Origin of the sequence: Sulfurimonas indica, assembly GCF_009192995.1 — a bacterium.
In the GTDB taxonomy this organism is placed as follows: domain Bacteria; phylum Campylobacterota; class Campylobacteria; order Campylobacterales; family Sulfurimonadaceae; genus Sulfurimonas; species Sulfurimonas indica.
Window position 1 is genome coordinate 1 of sequence record NZ_SDID01000032.1, and the last position, 22,420, is coordinate 22,420.

The 22,420-nt window shown below is 31.9% G+C and carries 23 protein-coding genes; 13 read left to right on the forward strand and 10 right to left on the reverse strand.

Annotation, left to right across the window (positions count from 1 at the left end; all coding sequences use genetic code 11):
* The 12 genes from ES948_RS10920 to ES948_RS10205 form a co-directional block, all read left to right on the forward strand.
* A partial coding sequence (locus ES948_RS10920; protein WP_188109508.1) for a hypothetical protein occupies positions 1 to 259 on the forward strand: 259 nt, incomplete at its 5' end.
* A gap of 1 nt (position 260) precedes the next feature.
* On the forward strand, positions 261 to 842 hold the full coding sequence (locus tag ES948_RS10155) for a hypothetical protein (protein WP_152184837.1): 582 nt from the start codon (positions 261 to 263) through the stop codon (positions 840 to 842).
* 433 nt (positions 843 to 1,275) lie between these two features.
* Positions 1,276 to 2,583: a DnaB-like helicase N-terminal domain-containing protein gene (locus ES948_RS10160; RefSeq protein ID WP_152184838.1), complete on the forward strand. Its 1,308-nt coding sequence runs from the start codon at positions 1,276 to 1,278 to the stop codon at positions 2,581 to 2,583.
* Positions 2,570 to 3,547: a hypothetical protein gene (locus tag ES948_RS10165; RefSeq protein ID WP_152184839.1), complete on the forward strand. Its 978-nt coding sequence runs from the start codon at positions 2,570 to 2,572 to the stop codon at positions 3,545 to 3,547. Before ES948_RS10160 ends, ES948_RS10165 begins: the two co-directional genes overlap by 14 nt.
* A 519-nt stretch (positions 3,548 to 4,066) precedes the next feature.
* Positions 4,067 to 4,486, forward strand: a complete 420-nt coding sequence (locus tag ES948_RS10170; RefSeq protein WP_152184840.1) for a thioredoxin domain-containing protein — start codon at positions 4,067 to 4,069, stop codon at positions 4,484 to 4,486.
* The gene (locus tag ES948_RS10175; RefSeq protein ID WP_152184841.1) at positions 4,483 to 7,899 is read left to right on the forward strand and encodes a TraC family protein; all 3,417 of its coding nucleotides are present in this window, start codon (positions 4,483 to 4,485) and stop codon (positions 7,897 to 7,899) included. The genes ES948_RS10170 and ES948_RS10175 overlap by 4 nt, the downstream gene beginning before the upstream one ends.
* 11 nt (positions 7,900 to 7,910) lie before the next feature.
* Complete coding sequence (locus tag ES948_RS10180) at positions 7,911 to 9,878, forward strand: TraM recognition domain-containing protein (RefSeq protein WP_152184842.1); 1,968 nt, start codon at positions 7,911 to 7,913, stop codon at positions 9,876 to 9,878.
* A 1-nt stretch (position 9,879) separates the two neighbouring features.
* Complete coding sequence (locus ES948_RS10185; protein ID WP_188109509.1) at positions 9,880 to 11,193, forward strand: AAA family ATPase; 1,314 nt, start codon at positions 9,880 to 9,882, stop codon at positions 11,191 to 11,193.
* 20 nt (positions 11,194 to 11,213) lie between these two features.
* Entirely contained in the window at positions 11,214 to 13,148 is a 1,935-nt protein-coding gene (locus tag ES948_RS10190) for a DNA topoisomerase (RefSeq protein WP_188109510.1), read from the forward strand.
* Positions 13,149 to 14,573, forward strand: coding sequence for an ATPase/DNA packaging protein (locus ES948_RS10195; protein ID WP_152184845.1), 1,425 nt, complete (start codon positions 13,149 to 13,151; stop codon positions 14,571 to 14,573). It begins immediately after the preceding gene.
* Positions 14,566 to 15,267, forward strand: a complete 702-nt coding sequence (locus tag ES948_RS10200; protein ID WP_152184846.1) for an EAL domain-containing protein — start codon at positions 14,566 to 14,568, stop codon at positions 15,265 to 15,267. Before ES948_RS10195 ends, ES948_RS10200 begins: the two co-directional genes overlap by 8 nt.
* A gap of 29 nt (positions 15,268 to 15,296) precedes the next feature.
* Entirely contained in the window at positions 15,297 to 15,581 is a 285-nt protein-coding gene (locus ES948_RS10205; RefSeq protein WP_152184847.1) for a hypothetical protein, read from the forward strand.
* A gap of 66 nt (positions 15,582 to 15,647) precedes the next feature.
* Here the strand turns inward: ES948_RS10205 and ES948_RS10210 are convergent, their stop codons facing one another.
* The 10 genes from ES948_RS10210 to ES948_RS10245 all read right to left on the reverse strand — a co-directional run bounded on the left by ES948_RS10210 (position 15,648) and on the right by ES948_RS10245 (position 20,646).
* Positions 15,648 to 15,911 carry a hypothetical protein gene (locus ES948_RS10210; protein WP_152184848.1) on the reverse strand — a complete coding sequence of 88 codons (264 nt, stop codon included), beginning with the start codon at positions 15,909 to 15,911 and terminating at the stop codon, positions 15,648 to 15,650.
* The gene (locus ES948_RS10215; protein ID WP_152184849.1) at positions 15,905 to 16,735 is read right to left on the reverse strand and encodes an ATP-binding protein; all 831 of its coding nucleotides are present in this window, start codon (positions 16,733 to 16,735) and stop codon (positions 15,905 to 15,907) included. The genes ES948_RS10210 and ES948_RS10215 overlap by 7 nt, the downstream gene beginning before the upstream one ends.
* Before the next feature lie 70 nt (positions 16,736 to 16,805).
* On the reverse strand, positions 16,806 to 17,069 hold the full coding sequence (locus ES948_RS10220) for a hypothetical protein (protein WP_152184850.1): 264 nt from the start codon (positions 17,067 to 17,069) through the stop codon (positions 16,806 to 16,808).
* An 11-nt stretch (positions 17,070 to 17,080) separates the two neighbouring features.
* A complete protein-coding gene (locus ES948_RS10225) occupies positions 17,081 to 17,437 on the reverse strand; it encodes a hypothetical protein (RefSeq protein ID WP_152184851.1) in 357 nt (118 codons plus the stop codon).
* 3 nt (positions 17,438 to 17,440) lie between these two features.
* The gene (locus ES948_RS10230; RefSeq protein WP_152184852.1) at positions 17,441 to 18,079 is read right to left on the reverse strand and encodes a hypothetical protein; all 639 of its coding nucleotides are present in this window, start codon (positions 18,077 to 18,079) and stop codon (positions 17,441 to 17,443) included.
* Positions 18,079 to 18,537 (reverse strand): hypothetical protein, encoded by a 459-nt coding sequence (locus ES948_RS10235; RefSeq protein ID WP_152184853.1) that lies wholly within the window; start codon positions 18,535 to 18,537, stop codon positions 18,079 to 18,081. The genes ES948_RS10230 and ES948_RS10235 overlap by 1 nt, the downstream gene beginning before the upstream one ends.
* On the reverse strand, positions 18,527 to 18,682 hold the full coding sequence (locus tag ES948_RS10925) for a hypothetical protein (RefSeq protein WP_188109511.1): 156 nt from the start codon (positions 18,680 to 18,682) through the stop codon (positions 18,527 to 18,529). Before ES948_RS10925 ends, ES948_RS10235 begins: the two co-directional genes overlap by 11 nt.
* On the reverse strand, positions 18,682 to 18,855 hold the full coding sequence (locus tag ES948_RS10930) for a hypothetical protein (RefSeq protein ID WP_188109512.1): 174 nt from the start codon (positions 18,853 to 18,855) through the stop codon (positions 18,682 to 18,684). Before ES948_RS10930 ends, ES948_RS10925 begins: the two co-directional genes overlap by 1 nt.
* Positions 18,856 to 18,880: 25 nt before the next feature.
* Positions 18,881 to 19,954: a hypothetical protein gene (locus ES948_RS10240; RefSeq protein ID WP_152184854.1), complete on the reverse strand. Its 1,074-nt coding sequence runs from the start codon at positions 19,952 to 19,954 to the stop codon at positions 18,881 to 18,883.
* Positions 19,951 to 20,646, reverse strand: a complete 696-nt coding sequence (locus ES948_RS10245; protein WP_152184855.1) for a hypothetical protein — start codon at positions 20,644 to 20,646, stop codon at positions 19,951 to 19,953. Before ES948_RS10245 ends, ES948_RS10240 begins: the two co-directional genes overlap by 4 nt.
* A 418-nt stretch (positions 20,647 to 21,064) precedes the next feature.
* Between ES948_RS10245 and ES948_RS10250 the strand changes: the two genes are divergently transcribed.
* On the forward strand, positions 21,065 to 22,348 hold the full coding sequence (locus ES948_RS10250; protein ID WP_188109513.1) for a site-specific integrase: 1,284 nt from the start codon (positions 21,065 to 21,067) through the stop codon (positions 22,346 to 22,348).
* Positions 22,349 to 22,420 lie beyond the last annotated feature (72 nt).

Genomic DNA, 22,420 nt, shown 5'->3' on the forward strand with positions numbered 1-22,420 from the left:
AAGCGATTTAAGTGGATATGGAATGAATGGCATAGGTGCAAATACAATGCAAGGGCTTTTGCAAAATCTTGGAGGCAATGCATCAATACTTGAGCAAGGTACTTCATTAGAACAACTACAAGCTCTTCATGGAGGTGGTGATGTATCTGGTGGAAATGATCAGATTGAAGAGATGATGAAAACCAACAGGATTAACAATATGAGTGATCAAGTTGAGGAAGTAATAGATATTGTAGAAGATTTAAGAGGAGATGATTAGGATGAAAAATATTCAAGCTGTTTCAGGGAGACAAGGGAGCAAAACTCCCCCGACTATGTCAATTCAACATAGGTGCGAAAATGCACATAAGCAGTATTGTGAACACAAGCTTATTCATAACATCTCCCTTAATTGGTATCTTGGAGGGCAAAAAAAAAGGTTAAGGCTCATGACTTCCTTAACCTTTGTAAAGCTTTTTACCGCTCCGTTGATACCAATAAGATTGTGTTCACAGATGCAATTATATCATAAAATGGAAAAAATATATAAACTGCTAAATCGGGCATCAGCAAAAGGTATCAGACATCATTCCTTGAGTGATACAGCAAGAGTTTTAGGGAGACAAGGGAGTAAAACTCCCCTGACTATGTTAATTCAACATAGGTGCAAAAATGCACATAAGCGCAATTGTGAAGATCAGCTTATTCATAACGTCTCCCTTGATTTGATCTTGGAGGGCAAAAAAAAAGGTCGCAATGGGGATCAATCCATCGCAACCTTAGATTTGCCGCTCCATAAATCAAATCAAGCGATCTTCACAAGCGTAATTATATCACAAAAGAAAAAGGATGTAAATTACTAAGTTAAAAATTGAAAGGAGTTATTTAATTTTTTAAGTATTTAGCCTTTGCTAAGTATTTAAAAAATCAAATAGTGTTTATTTGGTTTTGTTCTTTGAATTATTATTATGAAAAAAATATCTAACCATTGTTTAAATACATAGTAATGAGTAGGCATTGTTTAGACTTAGGATTAACATTGTTTAAATACATAGTAATGAGTAAGCATTGTTTAACCATTGTTTAGACTTAGTTTTGGCATTGTTTAAATATTTACCAATATCTAACCATTGTTTAAATACATAGTATTGAGTAGACATTGTTTTGGCATTGTTTAGACTGTATTTAAACAATGGTTTGGCTTAGTTTAAATATCTTTTTCATAATAATAATTCAAAGAACAAAACCAAATAAACACTACTTGATTCAAACACAATATCTATAAGGAGTATTACATTGAGATATACAGATGCAATTAATATAGAACAAACACTTTTATCATCGCTTGTCTCCAATAAAGAGCTAATAGAAGATTGCTCTGAATTGGAAAGTTTAGATTTTATCCCTATCGCTCATCAAGAAATCTTTAAACTAATACGAAAAATGCATCAAAACAATTTACCAATGGATGAAGATGTAATCATAAAAGAGCTAAAAGGAAAGTATGAAGATGAACTCCTTGTAGTCCTCTCAAAAAACCCTGCAAGTAATATAGAATATTATGTTGCACAGGTTAAAGAATACAAAGAAAAGAGGGAGCTCAAAAGACTGCTTGTTGAACTTGAAGAAGATTTGCAAGATGAAATACTTGATTTTGCTCAAATGAAACTAAAATTGCAAAATGCCTTTAGTGGCAAAAACTACAACTCCAAACGCCTTACTCCTACATCCTCAAAAGATATAGAAGCAAAAGCACCAGAGTTTTATTTAGAAGATAGCTGTCCTATACAAAAGTACGAAACAACTCTTTTTACATCATCCGGAGGTGTAGGAAAAAGTTTTACGCTCTTAAAACTCCTTTTAGAATTACAAAACAGCAATGTCAATTGTTTGGGATGGTTCAGTGAGGATAGTGCAAGCAACACAAAATATAGAATGGAAATACTAAAAGAGAAAAATAAGCATTTAAAAGATATAGAAATTGATATAATGGATAAAGCCTGTCGACCGCAGCCTTTTCTTCAAATTGGTAAAAACAGACAGCTAGAAGTTGCACAATTTTTCTATGAATTTAAAATGATTGCAAAACCTTATGATGTAATTCTGTTGGATCCTCTTGACTCTTTTATTGCAATTGATGAGAATTCCAACACAGAAGCCAGATATTTAATGAACCTCCTTAGCGAATGGCTTGAAGAAGAGAGAAAAACACTACTAATTATACATCATCACAACAAAGAAGGCGGTGCCAGAGGCGCAACTGCTTTTATTAATGCAGTTCGCATACATTATGAAGTTATTTCAGATAAAAAACAACCACAAAGCAGATTCATACAAACAAAGAAAGCAAATCACATACAAGATAAAAAAATGTATGAAATTGAAATGTTTCAACAAGAAAGCGAACCATTAAAAGCTGATGCTAGCACTGCACAAAAGAGTGACTTTGTGGCTATATCTAGTGATGGCACCGAAGTTAATTTAGATGATATAGAAGGCGCGAATGATTACATACTGCTTGATGATGAGATTGAGGTCACAAAAGAAGATGAAGCTATGTTTAAAGCACTTGAAGAGAGGTTTGGAATACATGTTGTCGAATAATACAAAAATAAATGAAAGTAACGAGGTTGAAATTATCAAATGTGAGAATCCGGAAGGTCACTTTGTGCAGTATCTTGAAAAGGATGAGTTTCTTAAAGCAATTAGCAAAGTAAATTTAACGACAAGTTCATTGCTTGAAAACTCTTTGCCTCTTTTTCTCCCATTAAAGAGAATAGAGTTAAGCAATATCTACAAAAAGTTCGTTAAAAATAATCAGATTTTAGAGATTAAAACTGATCTATTTGACAAAGTGGAGGTTCGTGGTCGCTTATTAGGGCAAAGACACAAGGATATTCTTGAAGTGTTACTGAATTATCCGAAAAACTTTTCAAGGCGTGAGCATAGTTTTCATGTAATTTTAACGGCTTATGATCTTAAGCGAAAGCTTCACAAGCAAAAAGATAAAAATCAAATAATCCAACAACTAAAAGAGCTATCGGAGTTTAGATTAAATGTCTATTCTACCAATGGAAGTGAACAGAAAATAGACTACAACTTCGGTTTTATTGATAGTGTATCCATTATAGATGAAAATCGCATAAAGGTTCGTTTTACACAGGAATACACCTACTTCTTAGCAGGAACTAAAGCACTGCAGCATAGAGACTATATAGATGATATTGTCAAAATTGACAGACTCTCTAGCAAATGGAGTAAAGAATTAGATTTAAAATCTCATAAAATTAACCCTGATTTTATAAAAGCTGTCGTTCGATTTATGATTAATAATGATGGTAAAAACAGTCAGATCAGAATTGATAATTTAATAGAAAAACTTAATCTAAAAGAGATGCTCAGCGAAAGCCAATTAAGTAATTATATAACCGATTTAAAGAGAGAAAATGTTCAGGAATATCTTCGTGAAAAATTTGGAATAAGCCTTACAAATAATGAACAAACACTTACATTTTCCTCACTGAAAGATAAGAAAAAATACCTAGTTAACGGAGATAAAGATGTTTAAGAAAAGTGCCGTTTTTCAATATAGTAGGGGCTATAAAAGTCTATCGAGGGGCTATAAAAGTCTATTTTTTATAATTAAAACCCCTAAAAATAGTCAATTTGATTTTCTTAAGTTTCCTGATAAAAATACTGTAAAAATTAGCAGGGGCTATAAAAGTCTATCGAGGGGCTATAAAAGTCTATCGAGGGGCTATAAAAGTCTACAAAAGGGCTATAAAAGTTCACCAAGGGGCTATAAAAGTCTATTTGGCAATTTTATAGAAATAGGGGCTATAAAAGTCTATTCAGGAAACTTTAAGGGCTATAAAAGTCTATCGAGGGGCTATAAAAGTCTAATTAAAAATGTGAAGAGGGGCTATAAAAGTCTATCGAGGGGCTATAAAAGTCTATCGAGGGGCTATAAAAGTCTACAAAAGGGCTATAAAAGTCTAAAAAACACCCCTTCCTATACTACTCTTATACATAGTTTATACGCTATGTATAAGAGTAGTGTTAATAAAAATCAAATTTGGAAAGCAGTATGAACAAAATACTTTTAATAACATCGTTAATTTTTACATCTTATCTTTTTGCAAACAGTCACAATATTTCCAATGCAATGATACTGGCTAAAAAAGAGAACAAACCAATATTTTATATTGTGGCTAGTTCAGGATGTCCTCATTGCCATAAATATATTTCCGGTGCAGTTACGCAAAATATTAAAAAATTAAAAAAAGACTACATTCTTGCTACTTGCGATATTGGCAAAGGAGAACACGTCTACCCTACTCTTCCTTTTTCCGGAACAGTACCGACAACTTATTTTTTATTGCCTAATGCAAAATTAGCGACTGAACCAATTGTCGGAGAAGTTGACAAAGACTCATTAGCTGAAATGCTTCGTCAATTTTCAGATTACTATGCAAATAAATATCAAACTAAAAGGATTCAAAAATGAAAGCAGCATTGAAAAAAGCAACAGGAAAAGTGATAGATTTAACAAAAGAGTTCTTTTACCCAGAAGATTTGATGACAGATGTTGATAGTTTCAATCAAGAACAAATTAGCGCACTCAGTGACAAGAGAACCATCAGCAGACTTCTGTTTTATCGCAGCTATGTTGAAGAGACAGAAGATAATATCGGATATTATATTCAAGCAGACGGAAGAGTAGGCATTGTTTTTAGACTCTATCCACCACCATATCTTACAACTGACACAGAAAAAGATATTATCAACATGATCAACAGTGTTGTCCTTGATGATACCATTGTGAATTTTTCAACATATGCTTCTAAAGACGTACACAAGGTGCTTGATGAATTTGCAGAGATGCGAGCCAATTCGACACCAAATGTAAAAAATCCAGATGTTCTCAAAGAATACACAGCTGATTTAATGGAAAAATTTCAAAGCTGGACGACATCATCTATTGCAGGCAATGAGTCAGATATGCGCGTGAGAAACTTTGTACATACTCTTTCTGTTTTATTCCCATATGATACAGATGAATTTGTCATCAATCAACAGTACAACCAGCTCCTAGGTATGTTTAAAAGCTATCAAATAAGACCCTTTAAGCCCGATGAGTTTGTTCCTTATGTCAGAGAGATCATAAACCCTTCTCTGGATAAATACCCGCTCAGCAATGACTCAATAACTACGCTGAATAAGCAAATGACAAAAGACTCTTTTATTCGATTAAATGATAAAACCAAACTCTTGGAAATGCCGGACAACTGGAAAGCAAGAGTTTTAACAACTGATAAATACCCAAGAGAAGTCGATATATTCACCTTTCAAAATGTTTTTTTTAGTGTTATGGGAGACGATTTTCAATTAAATCTTCCTAATCCTTTTTTGCTTTCTTTGACAATAAGATTTAAAAATGTTGAACAGCAGAAAAAAGCCATCTTGAAAAAAGCACGCTGGAATCTTGGGCAACTTTCAGGGATGCCCCCTATGGTTTACAAAAAGAAACCTCAGATTAAAGAAAGAAGAGACGAAAATGAGGAAGTTATCCAGTATATTGAGCAATTAGGCGAGACACCACTTGAATCATTTTTCTCTTTAACTCTCTTTGAAAAAGACATGAATAAAATGGACCAATATACTGCCTTAATCAAAAAAAGCTTTGAGCAAATTCCTGGCAGATGGATACTTAAAGAGGAGAAGTTTCCTCAGATTGCATATCAAACTTTTCTAATGAGTTTAGCATTGCAATATTCGGAGATTATTCATAAAAATATTGATAAATTTGATAAAAATTTTAAATCAAACAATGCTCAAATAACTCCTTTGATAGGTGATTTTACAGGTAACGGAATGCCTAATCATCTGTATGTCGGCAGAACAGGACAGTTGATTCCTTTGGATATTTACAACTCAGACAATTACAATATTGTCGTTATTGGTCCGATGGGTTCTGGTAAGTCTGTTTGGACAAATGATTTCCTTGCAAAAGCGGTTAATGCCGGATGGTTTGTAAGAATGATAGATTTTGGTAGAAGTTACATTAAATTTGCTCAAACAATCGGTGGTCAATTTGTGGAATTTTCTCCTGAAAGCAATATTTGTATGAACTTTTTTACAGAAATCAATACCAAAATAGAAATACGAGACGGAAAAGAAGTTACATTAATTGCTGATGATGAGATTGAAATGCTTGTGCCTATTGTTGGATTTATGGCCGGAATGAACCTCCAGGACATCTACAAAGACACAACAGCATCCGGTTCTGAAAAAATGAATATGACAGTTTTATCTGTATTGATAGCAAATGCAATTAATCATGCTTTTAGAATAAAAGGCCGTGATGCCGGTATGCGAGAAGTAAGAGAAGCGCTTATTGATTTTAAAGAAAAGGCACTTGAAAAAGGCGAACAAAATATTGTGGACCAGCTCGTGCAAATAATCGTCACACTTGAGCCATACAGTCTTGAAAATGGCCAATATTTTAAATATTTTAATGGGGCCAGTAATTTGAACTTTGATAATAATTTCTTTATTCTTGAACTTGATGATATTTCAACAAGTCCTATTATGCCGGTTGTAGCAATGCTTTATCTTCAAAAAACAGCAAGAGAAGCTTTTATAGGCTACCAAAAAGATAAAAGTGCCAGAAGAATAGTAGGAGTGGATGAGGCATGGAAAGTTCTGGACAATCCGTTGTTTGCGAAATTCTTAGAAGATTTTGCAAGAAGAATTAGAAAATATTTTGGAATACCAATGATTATCACTCAACAAGTTGATGAATTCTTTCAAAATCCACAGGCAGAAGCAATTTATAAAACAGCAGACTGGAAAATATTTTTGCCTCACTCGAAAGACGCTATTGATCAGGCAGTCGCAACCGGTAAAATTTCTTTGAGTGATTTTGATCTTTCTTTGTTTAAATCTTTAAAGTCCCGCTACCCGCATTATTCAGAGTTTTTTGTAAAACAAAAGAGATATGAATTTGTTGCGCTTTTAAAATTAACACCGTATGGTTACTGGCTTTCTACTTCCAATCCTAAAGACAGGGCCAAAACGGATGTTGTTATGAAGACATACGGACTTACTCTTCAGGATGCTATTATTTTTCAAGCCAAACAAATGGAAGGATATGCAGAAGAAGAGATTTTTGAATATTTGTCAAATCGCAATAAAAAAAGTTTAGACATAGATTGGGATAAATTTTTTAAAAAAGTGCTCAAAGACAACACAATAAAAACCAGGAAAGAGGCAATCATAAACTTAAATAAGAAATCAATAGAATTTTATGAAAACTTACCATCTTTAATGAATGGAAAAGTAGAATATTTTCCAAAAGATTTTATATACAAAGCAAAAGAGTTGAAGTATTTTTTTAAAATCAAGCAGCTATTTATTATGAATATTTTTCAAGAAGGGTATCTGGACGCTATTCCAAACTCAATCAATATTTCGTTGGATGGAATAAGAAATAAGAAATTTAATGTTTTTCTTTTTGAGTTTTTTAAAAAATTTAAAGAGCGAAAATTCTTTTTGGAAATGAAGCTTGATTATAGTGATGATGGGATACGGGAGGTTATTGAATTTGTTAAAAAAGTTCAAAAACTTGATGCTAATGTTGAAGTTGTTTTTGACAACATGAAGTTTGATAACATCAATTTGTCTTCACTTATAAACTTTAAGCCGGAGTATATCAAGATGACTATTGACGAATTAAGGGCTAATCAGGATAAAAAAGAGTTTATAGACATCATATTTATTCTTGAGGAGCATTTTAATATTAAGACAATTATCACATTTGTTGAAACTGAAGATGATTTGATGCTTGTAAAGAAAATTGGACTTTCTCATGTTCAAGGGTATTATATAGCTGACAATTTAAACCAATTAGTAATCTAAGGGGCACAATAATGAAGAAAATAAAAAACCTGTTTCCATATTTAAAAAACAAATTTCAATCTAATCAAAATGAAACAGACAACGCTTTGCTCGGTATGGCAAAAAAGATAAAAGTAAAATCTTCAAGTCTAAAAGACAGAGTTGAAAAGTATAAAAAATACCGAAAAGATTTAAAAACAGTTATTGCAGATATTAAAAAACTAGAAGAGGAATTTGACGACCATAAGGATTTAAAGGCTTTTAAAGCCCATAAAAAAGAATTAGAGTCTTATATTCTTGAAATTGAACAAACTTTTTATGATGACAAAAAAGGCTTATGGCTTGGAATGGCAGTCGATTTGAAAGATGTTGATTCTGGTACTTTTTTATTGTATCTGGAGTGGGGAAAACTCCATAACCATTTCGTGGTATACGGAACAAGTGGTTTCGGAAAATCAAGACTGTTTGCAATAATTATGAGACAAATGATTGCTCACGGTTGGAATGTTTTTGCAGTTGATCCAAAAGTCGGTGCAGAACAGGAAATTGCAAGATGGATGTATGAGTTTGCACTCCAGGAAGGATGCAATAATAGCGTAATGCGAATAACAGCATCGCATCCTGATCTCTCCGATAGACTTAATCCTATCTTTGGTATGGACGATGAAGAGATAGCTGCTGCATGTCGTTCGCTTTCATCATCCGGGGCAGGTGTAGAGAGTGCCAGTGAAAAATATTTTTCCGGGCAAGTTTACAGAATAGCTTTTGCTATTTTGAAATCTATGCGTTTTTTAGAAAAAGTGACTTACTATGGGCATGAAGATGATCTAGTTTCTAAAATAATATCAGAAGCTGAAAACTATATGAAGTTTAAAGAGATGGCAGATTTAGAAGTTGACTATGAAGATGATGATTTTTCTATCCCTGATATTTCTTCAATCTCCTTAGAACAAATTATTAAAAAAAGAGATGTCAAGATTGACATTTCTCCGTTTGACAGAACTCTTGTAACTTTTAAAGAGTTAGCATATTTTGGACAATTTGCACACTTAGAAGAATTGGCAGAGCTTGTTAATGTTTATCCGATACCAAAAATATCAGAAAAAAAAGATTTACAGGAGTTAAAAAGATTAAAGCTAGAGGCCACAGAACAAATTAAGCCATTAATAGCAATGGGGAATGATAGATACAGTGCAGTTGGCGATACTTTTAGTACGATCATAGGACAGCTTGCTTTTGGAAATATCGGAAAGATTTTTACCTCTACTCGAATCAATCCTTTAAGGATAAAATTAAAGACAGACAGGGTTTTAACAATATTAGAACCCGCACCATTGCGTTTTGAGGCGGTTTCCGAGATGATGATTAAAATCTTTATAAGAATGTTTATCTCGATGTTTGGGGAAATTGGCGCTTCCGGTAGAGGCTTGGAAAATAGATCAGCTTGTCTTATTGATGAAGCAAAACCTATGGCATTTCCAGGTATTGAGGAATTATACAATAAAGCAAGAAGTCTTGGTATGACACTCGGAGCATTTTATCAATCAACGAGTGACCCTAAGTTAAAACTCGGTGAAACTCTTGCTGATATTGTGGATGACAACACAGCAACTAAAATCTACATGAAACAAGATTCTCTTTCATCGCGAGTAGAAGCTGCAGAATCACTTGGAAGTGTAAAAGTTGCCGTAAATATCCACATGAGCGATGTTGATGTTGCCGGAGGAGGAAGAAACACAATTATTCATGAAGACAGAGTGGTGGCAACGGCTGAGCATATAGATGAGCTGCAAATAGGAGAGGCATATATAAAACATTACGGAAAAAAATATTTTGTGAAATTTCCATACCAAAGCGATCCAGACGATTCTATTCAAATTGAAATGCCTGAACTTGAAACAGAAACAATTATGAATCAACTTAAAGAGATTAATGACAACATAATGATGCAGATGCAGAACATTAAAAACATGAATTTTGAAGATGAAAGTGGAGCCTGATATGGAATATGAGTATTTAAAAAAAAGTGTTTTGGTTTCAATTGAAGAGTTAAGCAAAAGATTAATAGAGAGAGACCAGCTTATCCGATTAACAACACTTTCCATTTTGAGCAAATCCCATATGTTTCTTATAGGAGAAAGAGGTGTCGCAAAATCATTAACAATACGGCTCTTTAGTAATCTTATAAAAGATATTAAGTATTGGGAATTGCTTATTGGCAGTGATACTGAGTCCAAGCAACTTTTTGGGGAAAAGAAAGTTGCAGAGAATGGAACAATTTACTATAACGCTCAAAATACAATTTTAGACTCACATATTGTATTTCTTGATGAAATGTTTAAGGCAAAAAATGAAGTGCTAAATATGACGCTACAGATTATGGCAGACAGATACTATACGACTGGTGATGGAAGAATGATTGATGTTCCTTTGATTTCCATGATAGGTGCTTCAAATGAATATCCAACTGGTGCGTTGATTGAGCCTTTTGTTGATAGGATATTAATCTGGTATGAGGTAAAAAGAATCCAGGACCCTGAAAATAGAAAAAAATATTTCATGTCTCTGTTTGATAAAACACCAATTGAAAAACCAATATTTACACTAGATGATATTGATTTGATTGCACAAAAGTCAAGAGAAATCACAATACCAGAGAAAATTTTATCAGATATTGATTCTATTATTAACAAGCTTTTGGTCCAAGATGTAAAAACATCTGATAGAAAATACCTGTCTACCATAGAGCAGGTAATGAAAACATCTGCTTTTTTAAATCAAAGGGACGCTCTTGATGAGTCCGATGTCTTTTTGTTTTTGTTTACTTCTTGGCACAATGATGTTGAAAGAAGAAAAGTACACGAAAGTATTTTTTATTACTATTTTTTAAACGATGCAACATTTTCAAAAAAAATTGAGAAATTAAAAAAAGACATAGAGATAATAGATACAAAAACCAAAGGTGAGCTTTATGATTTTTTTAATTTTTTAATAACCTTTTCCGGTGAATCAGCACAGAAAGAATTTGAATGGCACAAAAGAATGGTTATTGGGATTATTGAAGCTTACTCCATGAGCTATGATGAGTTGCAGGAGATAAAACAAAAAATCGAAGAGATATTTACAATTGAAAAGAAGATTGAAGAGAATATATTTCTGGAAAATTTAAAGAACAATTCCATTAGAGAAGATATGCTGACAACATTGGAGCATTATGAGTCCATTATTACATCCGAATACAATACTATATACAAATGGATTGAAAAAAATACAAGGCTTATTGACTACAAAGAGAATCAGGCACTAGAGAAATAAAAAAATGCGGAGGGAAGACTGTGCAAGAACAAGTAAATAAAATTATCAAGGAAAAGCTTTTCTCTGGGGTGAAGAAATATATTATTCTTCAGCAAAAAGAAAAGTATTGCAATACACAAGAGTATATTCTGTCTTCAAATAAACACGAAGTATTAAATAAAAAATATAAAGAATGGTACAAAGAAATTTCAAATTTTTATCTTTCTTACCATTCGATATTCGCACTTCATTTTTTGGTAAAAAGAGAATTGCAGATAGAAAAGTTTGAAGCACAAGAAATTATTAAAGTTGAGGCAAGTTACGAATACGACGGAATAGAATTTACGGCAAGCTACCCGGCAAGGTACACGATAGATATGCAAAAAGAGATAGAAGACTGCATTGTAGAATTGGAAAATAAAGACTGCGCACATATTGTTGATAATTTCAAAGTAAACAAGAGTGCAGAAAAAAGTCCACATCCGCCATTAACAAATGCACAGTTGAAATACAGCTGCTTTTACTTGTTTCAGTTTTCACCGAGTTATACAACAAAACTTGCAGAATTTTTATACGATTGCGGACTCATAACAAGCATAGATACCAACGGATGGAATATAGAAGAGTCTGTTGTCGAGGAAATGATAACTGTTTTAAATTCAGTCTATTCCCAGGAGAGAGTTTTACAATCAAGACGAGTTTTTATTGATAAAAAAATTGACAGAAGCAAAGAGTGTATCAGGCCTGTAAAGTTTTTGAAAAACTATTTTCCTAAAAATATTGAAAAAACTATGGAGTTTAACAGTATTTCATTTGAAAGTGCTGCACAAAAAAATGACATAAAAAAACTATATGAGCTTATTTTCTATACAACTTTGGCAACCCAGATGAAAAACAGTATCTATGATGCTTCGAGTGTTGAAATTGTTGCTGGTAACAGAAAGCTTGTTAATCAGTCAAACATTGTTCTTGATGGGTTTGAAAACTGGGAACTGCTTACAGGAGAAATGGTTAAAAGAATTGCCTACAACAGTGATTCTTATTTTGGACAAACAGTGGTTTTGCCTGATTTGGAGCCAGGGACGGAGCTTGTTCCTATAAGTGTTTATACTAAACCTTTTACCAGCAAAAGACCACCAAGATACGGTATAGGAAGATTTATTACTCAAATTTTAGAAAAACATGGAATCGGTGGCAACTCCTATGATGCAATTGTGGAAGAAATTGTTGACTCTAAAGCGGCACTCAACATTAAAAGAATGCTTTATCCTCAACAGTCCTCGATAATTTTATTTGAGTTTTTTGAAAAGTTTTTGCCGTCTTTTATGAATTTGGAATATATGTATGAAATAGATGAGAAAATAATCAGAGCCAAAGAAGGTGAAATAAAAATTGAATCAGTTATATCAGAATTAGATGAAATGATCACAGAGGCATTTGATAATGCAAATATTTCGATTGATACGAAACCAAGTGATGCAAAAATAAATCTTCTTAGAAAAGTCATCATAAAACATGGCCTGAAAATAAATATTGATGATTATAAAAATAGTGAGACAAAAATTGACCTTCTGTTGGCAAACTATGAACCAGAAGAGTTTAAAAAAGTGGGGAAATGCCCAAAATGCAACTTTTCTGTATTGCAAAAAGAGTATGTAAACACTGAAACAGGAGAATGTACAAAATATTATGTGTGTGAAAAATACAACAAGAAAAGTGGATGTAATTTTGCGATATGGGATAATTATATTTACAGGTTTTTTTCTTCAAAGGAGATGGAGTTGTTTACAGAGGAAGATAGGCTTGATGTGTTTAAAAAGATATTACCATTGAAACGAGGGTATTTCTTTACGGGTTTTGTTGCAAAAAATAAAAACGTATATGATGCAAAAGTCTTTTTATCTGAATATAAAGACAAAAAAACAGGTGCAATGAAATGGGGATTTCAAATGAAATTTCAAAAAGGAAAAAAATAAATGAGTTTCATATATGGAAGATTAGCAAACAGACCTGATGTGCCACCAATTGAATGGAATCCGGATTCTTCTAAGTCAATCAACCCTCATATGCTTTGTTGCGGCGGGAGTGGGAGTGGGAAAACGACCTTTTTATTAAAAATAGCAAAATACCTCACCGAGCAAAAAAAACACATATATATATTTGACTTAAAAGGCGATATGGTTATTAAAAACGACAACGGTGAAATTATTGGCAATTATATTGAATTTACTGCCTGGAACAGCAAGTATGGCATTAATCCATTTGAGTTTGATACTGGAGTGTCAGCAGAAGAACTAGCGAGTATTATAAATGGTGAAGCAGAAGCTGATAAAGAGCAACTTTTTAAAATGCAAAATTCTGGCCCAAAAGTTCAGATTCAAAGAATGATAGAAATTATAAAAAAGAATTTTATGCCAAACATGGGCACTAATCAAAAAGATGTTTTATATGATTTGCTTATGGACACCTATTTGCTTAAAGGTTTTGTTTATAATGATATAAAAACATGGGGAAATACTCTTCCTGATTTGAGTGATACTTTAATGCTTATAGAGAAGATTATTATGTTTTTCAACGGTGAGTTTTCGACAGAAACAGATAGTGTTGTTGAAGACTTTACAGATAAGATATTCGCAAAAATTAAAAATGCAAAATTAAATAAAACACCGGTTAGTGAGATCCAAGAAGAAATAAATAAATTACTGATAGACTTTATGGAGCAATCTCATAATGATGATGAAATTAGCGACTTAAACCCTAAAGAGTGGTTTTGTGCCAACAATATTGAAGTAAATAAATATATGAAAAAAGATGTTATTCGAACAGTTGAGAAACTGGCATCTTATATTAATGCTCTAGTCTCTTCTGAAATTTTCAATTCAAAGACCCCACCAGTTAAGCCTGGACTTAATGTCATAAATATAAGTGGACTTGATGTGGAAATACAAAGATTTATTGTAGATGTCTGGCTTGGAAAAGTTTTTAAAGCTTGTAAGATCAGAGGTACTTATTCCGAGCGAAAAAATAAAGCCAGAGGGGCAAAAGTAGATACATATGTCTTAATAGATGAGTCAAAACTTATTGCCGGTACGTCACGAGATAAAAACGACCCATATAGTTATCTCAATAGAATAGCAACGGAAGCAAGAGGGTTTGGGTTTGGCATTATCGTTGCTGCACAATCAGCAGAACATTTTCCACCAGAATTTTTAAAGAATTTTGACGCTCAAATTATTTTAAATACAGGGATAGCTGATTTTGATTCAGTGCGCAGATCATTTGGTGTAAGTAAAGAGTTGTTAGAATTTACGCAGTATGGATGGGGAAAAGCCTTGGTAAAAACAGGGAAGATGTTTTCAAAAGTAAACTTTATAGAAACAAAAGGAAGTGAAAATGCATAATTTTATTCAAAAAGCTCTTGTGAGTAATAATTTTGTTTTTCATCTTCAACCAATATATGCAAGGAATGGTTCTGTTTTTATGTATGAATCTCTTGTTAGATTGCAATTGGAAAACAAGAATATTCTGTCTCCATCGCATTTTTTTTCACACATTAAGCAAGATGACAAATTTGGAATTATTTTATTGCAGTCCTTAAAAAATGCATGCGAGGAATTAAAGAGAAATAATGAAGTAAGAATTTCTATAAATATGTCATACAGAGACATTGAAAATAGTTTTATTTCTGATGCATTTCTTGAGCTTTTGAAGAATTATGAAAAAGAGTTACTTTCCAGGCTTGTTATAGAGTTTATCGAAACATATGATATTGGAAATATCAATACAGTGATTTGGTTTTGCAAGGAAATCAAAAAACATGGTATTGAAATCTCTATTGATGATTTTGGCATAAAAAATTCTAATTTTTATATAATTTCTTTGATTTCTTTCGACTATTTAAAACTTGACGGGCATTTTGTGAAAAACTTTAAAAATGAAAAAAATCAGATTATTATTGCTATGATTATTGATTTATGCAAGAAGTTAAAAATCGAGCTGATTGCAGAGCATATAGAGTCTGAGGATGATTATTCATCTTTGAAACATGCTGGTGTTGATTATTTTCAAGGTTTTTACCTTGGTGAACCAAAATAAAAAGTTGTAAGCTATAGGATTGGAGAATAATGTCTTATATAGCAAATGCTTTAAAAAAAATAGAAAACCTTGTTTTACAAAACTCAATTTACAAAAAAAATATATCAATAGTGAAAAAATTGGAAAACGAACTCTCGATAAAAGAAATTTGCATTGCCGTATATGGAGTCTATTTTGAAAAAGAAGTAAATTGGGAAATTTTATATGGAATGTTACATGAACTCAATCGACAAATGATAACAAAAAAATCAATTGAAAACTACCAAATTGTTGTTCACCCTCATGTGGTGTATCTTGCGAAAAAAGACAACTAATTTGGTTTACATGATTTTGACTCGAACCTGAGACCGTTAGTAGTAATGCTGTTGTTATTTTTTTAATCATTTTTGTTTTTTTTCCATTTCGGTGATTTTATGCTCAAGTCTTTCGATGCGACTAAGAAGCTCCTTGTTTAAGTTTGCTTGTTCTGTATGAATATCAACATCAAACTTTCCAAGAGCCCTATTTTCTAAAAATCTTTCAAGATCTTCATTTGAAAAAAATTTTTCAAGCAGTTCAATTATAGGTCTTTTTTCTCTGTAATAATTATAAACAGTTTTTGGACTCACATTGAGAATTTTTTGAACAAGCTTTTTTTCTAACATAATATATCCTTAATTTTGCTATCTATTTTCTTTGAACTTTCAGAACTTTTTTTTCCAAGAAGTATTTTAATTTCACTTTGTACTGATTTCCACACAGAACAACTTTTCTTTAAAATATCATTTCTTGCAAAGTTTACTTCTAATGGTTTTTTACTTACAATAATTCCGCCATAACCTATATCCCAGCTTGAGTATTCTCTAACTTTTACGCCAAGATTATAGACTGCAAGGTTTCTTTTGTTATCAAGTTTAATATAAGCGTCATCATTTACAATATCCCATTTGATATCTTCTATTTTAGAGCTGATCATCTCTCCGTTGAGGTAGACGGGAATCTGAGAAAATTTAATAAACTCTTTGAGTTCTTTCTCAAATCCTTTCACCTCAAATGGTTCAAGTTCATCATACAAAGTACCGCTTATTTTGCATCCATCAAGACGCTCGCAGTTGCTTTTTAAATTATACTTTGTACCATTGTTTTTTACATCCACATACATAGAATAGACATTGGAGTGCCAAGAATTTTTAGAAAAAGCCATGATTTGTCCACGACCCATACGGAACAAGCCATATGTAGAATCTCCCTCATTATGCGGTGTTCCAAAGGTCCCAAAGAACTTATGGATTGTCTCTTCACTCTCAAAACCCTTGCCATCATCAAGAACCTCAAAATTATATCCATCAAATGTAATTTCAACTTTTGATGCTTCTGCATCTATGGAGTTCATGATTAATTCCAAAAATGCTTTTTGTAGAGTACCTGCCTGTTTTTGTATAATAGAGTAGATAATATTGTCATCTATTTTAAAGTCGTGCTCGTTCATTTTCTATATCCCTTAATCATTTTTCGACACAGTACATACTGTTTGAAATTTCTTTACGCCTGCTCATATCTCAAAATTCCTTCTTGTATTGAGAAAATATTTGCTTTAACCATATCATAACTTGATCTATATCGTTTTCATTGATTAAATCATATCCGTGAAAATACAAAAGATCAAAAACATAATTGAGATCTATATTTCTGTTCGCATAAACAACATTTACGATTTTTTCTAGGTCTTGGTTTGCATACTCTATATCCAGTTTTGAGAAAAGTCGAAAATCTTCTCTTCTTTTTGTCTGAATAATAGCCTCTCCATCTCTAAAAATTTCCATTTTGTACTCTATTAAATTTTGGACGCTGCTTCTTGTATAGAGTCAGCGTGTGTTTCTGTATAAGAATCAATAAGTGTTTTTAATGCACTCGGAAATTCATCACCCAAAACATTCAAAGCTTGAAGTTTTTTAAGCCTTTGCAGTTGTGCATCATCTATTAGCGATGCCTTGGCTTTAAGTTGTGTATTTTCTTCTTCTAATTGTGCTATACGCGATTGTATAACATCTGTTTGTTTAAAGAAAGCACCGTTGTTGAAATAATTTTCTACCTTTTCGTTTGGCTTATTGCCACTTGATTTTGCGTCTTTTGCCATCACAAGCAGCTTGTCAAATACCTCATCACTAACATTTATTCTTTTTTTTCTCATTGTTTATCCTTGTGTAGTTTTATTTTCTAGCGCGAGAATGATGCACTTTTCGCTTTCTCGTATCTCTTCATCCATTTCTCTTAGAATATCATTAAATATTGAAAAAACATCACAACACTCTTTGATTTCATGCACACTTTGGAAGCTCCAGAAAATATTTTTTGGCAGCTGTAAATTGATATCAACTGGTATGGAAAGATGAGTGTCAATAATGAGAGTATCGTACAGATTGGTTTTAAGGACTTCGTTTATATTGTTCTCTTTTGAGAAAAAGTCGACATTTTTTAGTCTTTTGGCATATTTGCTTATTTCGCTATCATGAACAAATGCAGCAACTTTTGTATCTTTTACATTGTAAATATCTTGCAATATTTTAGTAGTTTTACCACTCCCGGCTCTTCCGATATATACCATTCTGTAAGGTCTTCTTTTGCGCATGCCTATGTTTTCCATTGTAGCATCTACGGAGTAATTATCGGAAGATAAGTAGCAATCTTCTGATATGGGGATGATTTGGCCAAGACGCGAGATTAATGGTATATTGCATTGATCTATATTTATGCCCAACAAAGATTGTATGTTTTCAATATGTTCACTTGTTTTTCTGACTTTTGCTGTCGTTTCATTTTGTTTTTTATTCATTATTTCGTCCTTTTAATTTTATGTGTTTTTTTAACATTTTTACCGTGTTTGCTGAGAATTTCATCAATTAGTTTTTTCTCTCTAAGCATACATTCTTCTTTCTTTTGCATAGAATCCAGCAACAGTTCTCTGTTGTTTTCAATAAACTCTTTTACTTTAAAAATATCATCTTTGTAATGAGTTTCCAAGACTATATTTGATTTCTCGCTGTTTATAGAAAAGCTGTTATGTATTCTTAGTATCTTAAAATATTTTCGTTCGGTAAATTCCATAAAACAAAAATCAATTCGATTGTAAAACAAATATGTGACAACCTTAATATGCTTTAAATTAAGTCTGTTTAAGCAATCGTCTATTCTTGTCTCCAATTGCTCCATATTTTTTGTATTTTCAGCAAGCGCTTCATCAATTTCTTTACGAATCAATTGTGCCTCTTTTTTTTCTTCTTTATCTATCATTTTTTATATTCTCTTTTTTCAATTTTTTCTCGATCTCTTTTTTGGCAATTCTCAAAGTCTGGATATTCTTTTTGTTGGTTTGTATATGACCATAATCAACTGTTTGCGGTTTGATCATTACCTTAACCCTCTCAAAAGTATTCATTACACTAACTCTTTGCCATTTTGAGTAAATATTTGTTTTAACCAAAACTCTGTTTGTAATTGCATTATTTTAATTTTTCCTCTAAAAAAAGCAAACTTGTCTTTAAGCAATTTAATTTCTTTGTTAAATTTATTGGTATCAATAAGCATCCAAATAGCATTTAAATTTTTCATTGTATTTTCTCCTAATTTTTTAGACTCATATCTCAATTATTTTTTTAAGTGTTTTAGATCCATCACCTTTGAAATAAGGATCTATCCATTTTGGTTTATTGTATCGTTCCTTTGTTTCTTTATTTACATAGCTTTGATTTCTCCAGTGTCCTCGAACTATAAAAGAAATTTTATTCTTACTTCTTACAAAACCATCCCTGTTTATGATTTCTTTATGTTTTGGTTGTTTGAGCCTAATGACTGTTGTTTTTGTGTTCTGCTTTATTCCTTTCTTTTTGCTTTTTTTAACTATCTTGGTTCCTATCACAACTCTATCTTTGTCGTATTTGAAATTTTCCAAATACATTGCTATGCTCAACAACCTTCCAATTAAATTTTCTACTTCTTTTAAATTATCAAAATTTTGACTATTAAAATTTTCAGCCAATGTAAGACTCGGATTGAAATGAAGAACATTAGCTGCCACATCATCGGTATAGACCACAACTCCAAACATTTCATTATAATGGTTTCCATTCTTATTTTCTTTAGGATTTCCAAATTTTCCAAATTGTATGGTTTGAATTGTCTCATTATTATATGTCCAGCTATAATTTGAGGTATCTATTGAAAAGCCATCGTACGGCATTTTAAAATTACAAAGTAGAATATTGCTTATTGTTTTTTTTGATAGATCTTCTTCCCATTCCTCACTTTCAAGCTTAATAGTAATATAGCCATTTTTTTCCCATATTAATCTAGTTGCAATTTCACATAGAAAAAGACTTATTTTGTGAGGATGAGCGATTGCATTATTTTCAATATCACTTCTCGTATAAATGCGTCTGCTATCTTTATCATTATCAATTCTTTTGCCTTTTTGAAAAATATACTTAACTAGCTCTACATTTTGATTAAAATCTTCTAATATTTTTTTCTGTGCTTCTTTTGTTGATTTTTCTATTGCCAACTTTCCAATTTCTTGTTTAGTTTTATTCCAAAAAATAATTTTATATATAGCATTTTGTAGAAGAAACCAAGAATTAGTTTTCTCCAGAATAGAAATATCTAAAAAATAAATTTCTTTTTCGATTGAAAACTTACTAATATTTGTACTCATAAAAAATCCTTTTTCAAGTGTGTAATATCAGCAATATGACCACCAATAACAGTAGGTATGACACCAATATCTGACTTTCTATTGTCTGCAAGTCTTTTCTTCTGTTTATACAGGTTTGTTACAAGGGAGATATATCGCTTATCTGTTTTGTATTCATCTGGAAACAAAGTAGCCTTATAAGACTCTCTTAGCTTTTTGGCTTTATTGATGTTTCTTGTGATAGCAGCTTTTTTACCGCGAATTTGATTTTTAATCTGCTTTTCTTTGTCTGCATCATTGAGTATTTTTGTACTTCTTGACGCCAAAATATAGCAATTCTCTCCTCTCTCATGCAGCGGTAATTTTCCAAAGTAGATATACTCATCATCTCTCCTGCTTAGGTATCTTGCTAATCTCTGAATGGCTTTGCGATGAAATTTTGTATCTCCAATAATAGATTTTTTATAGATAACTTCTCCATTATCATTAAATGGTGCATCCCTTCTCATTTTGGTAAGCTCTACAAAGTCACCATCATAATACTCATGTCTATTTGGATCTTTTTGTTCCAGGTACTTACAAAGTCTTGCGATAGCTTTGTATTTTTGTTGAGCAGTTTCTCGTGTTGTTGCATAAGCCCATACTACCTCACCATCACTGGGAGTTTTGCCTTGTTTGTATTTGGTTAATGTGAACTCGGTTATTTTAAACATTATGGTTTTCCCTTAAGTTTTCCATTGTTTTTCTTTTTATAACATTGACGCACTTATCATTGAGCCAATGACTATATATACTATATAGAATAGAAGATTCTTCTATCAATTCTATGTTAAACCACAATTGGAATACATTTTATAAAATCAATGATTCATAAAAACATATTAATGTGTATATTTACCATATAGATTAATATAAAAGTAATTATAATGGAATTATATTATATTAATGATATATTGTCAATGATAATATGATATAATTCTACATCAATAGTCTATTGATGTGTATTGATATCGTTTTTGAAAAAACAAAAGTTTAATACAAATGCTTTCAAAAAAAAGAAAAACGATTATTTAAAGTATGTCATAATATACAATTATGACTTATTTAGTGATTTCAAAGGAGCAATTTTTTATGTTTAATATAGATGGGATACTCAACACTAAAGAGTCAACAGTCTCCAAGAGGCTAGAACACGGGATTTCTCTTGATAACGATATAGAAATATGGATTAAAAACTTTTTGGCAGATTTGCATCTATTAGGAAGAAGCAGAAACACGATAGACTCATATAAGTTTACATTGAATGCATTTAGAGAGTATTGTTCTGTATATCTTGGCGACAAGAAAGGGATATGTGATGTTAGCGTAGATGATTGTAATGATTTTTTGCTTTGGATGGAAAATTATGAAATTAACAAAACATATGGTTCACTAAAAGAAAGATTGTATATGCTTTCTGACTTCTTATCTTTTGCCACGAAACATAATCTTGATTATGTGGAACTCACAGAATTATATTTAAAGCAGAATTTTAAAGAGGAGGAAAAAATCTCTTATGTTATTTCCCATTTTGAGGATTACTATTATAAAAATGAGGTAGCTTTTTGCGAAATTGATAACAACTATATAATAAATTATATAGCAAGTATAAAAAAAGCATCCATTTCAACTATGATGAATAGAAGAGCCGTGCTGCACAAGTTTTTTATATATATGCGTGAGGAGACCGATACAGAGTGTTTTAGAGATATTTTAAGAAAAATGAAGCAGTATAAAAAGCAATCTGGCAAAAGCGTGAAAAGCCACAAAGAATTGGATCAAAAATCAATAAACGCACTTTTGGAATTTTTAGATGAATATGTCCTCGATCCTGGAAAACTACAAAAAAGAGTTAGAAAAAACTCTGTTAGCGTTGCATATAGGGATTCAGCTATGATTATCCTAATGTATAAAAGTGGTTTAAGGGCTAGTGAGGCTTTAAATGTAAAACTCTGCGATATAAAACCCTTTGACGACTCTTACAGGATTGATGTTATAGGTGGCAAAGGGAATAAAAACAGAACGACCTATATAAAAAAAGAGTATTTTGATGGATATTATGAATATTTTAAAAAAAATCTTCCTGGCGAAAATTCATATTTATCTGAAAACACTAGCGGTAAAAAAATGGACCGAAGGACACTTTATAATAACGTGAAAAAGATGTTTGACAAGCTTCATGAAGAGGGAAAAATAGAAAAAAGCATTACGGGACTTCATTTGTTTAGACACCAATTTGGTAGAGAGTTTGCTGAGAAAGACGGTAATATAAAAATACTTCAAGACCTTTTAGGACATTCTGTTGTTACCACAACAATGATATATTCTACTACTGGGGAAGATGCTAAAAAGAATGCTGTAGAAGCAATAATATAGCCGGTGAAAAATACTGGATATATGCTTTATGGAGACAATATTACGGATGCAGCAGTTGCAGACAGATACAGA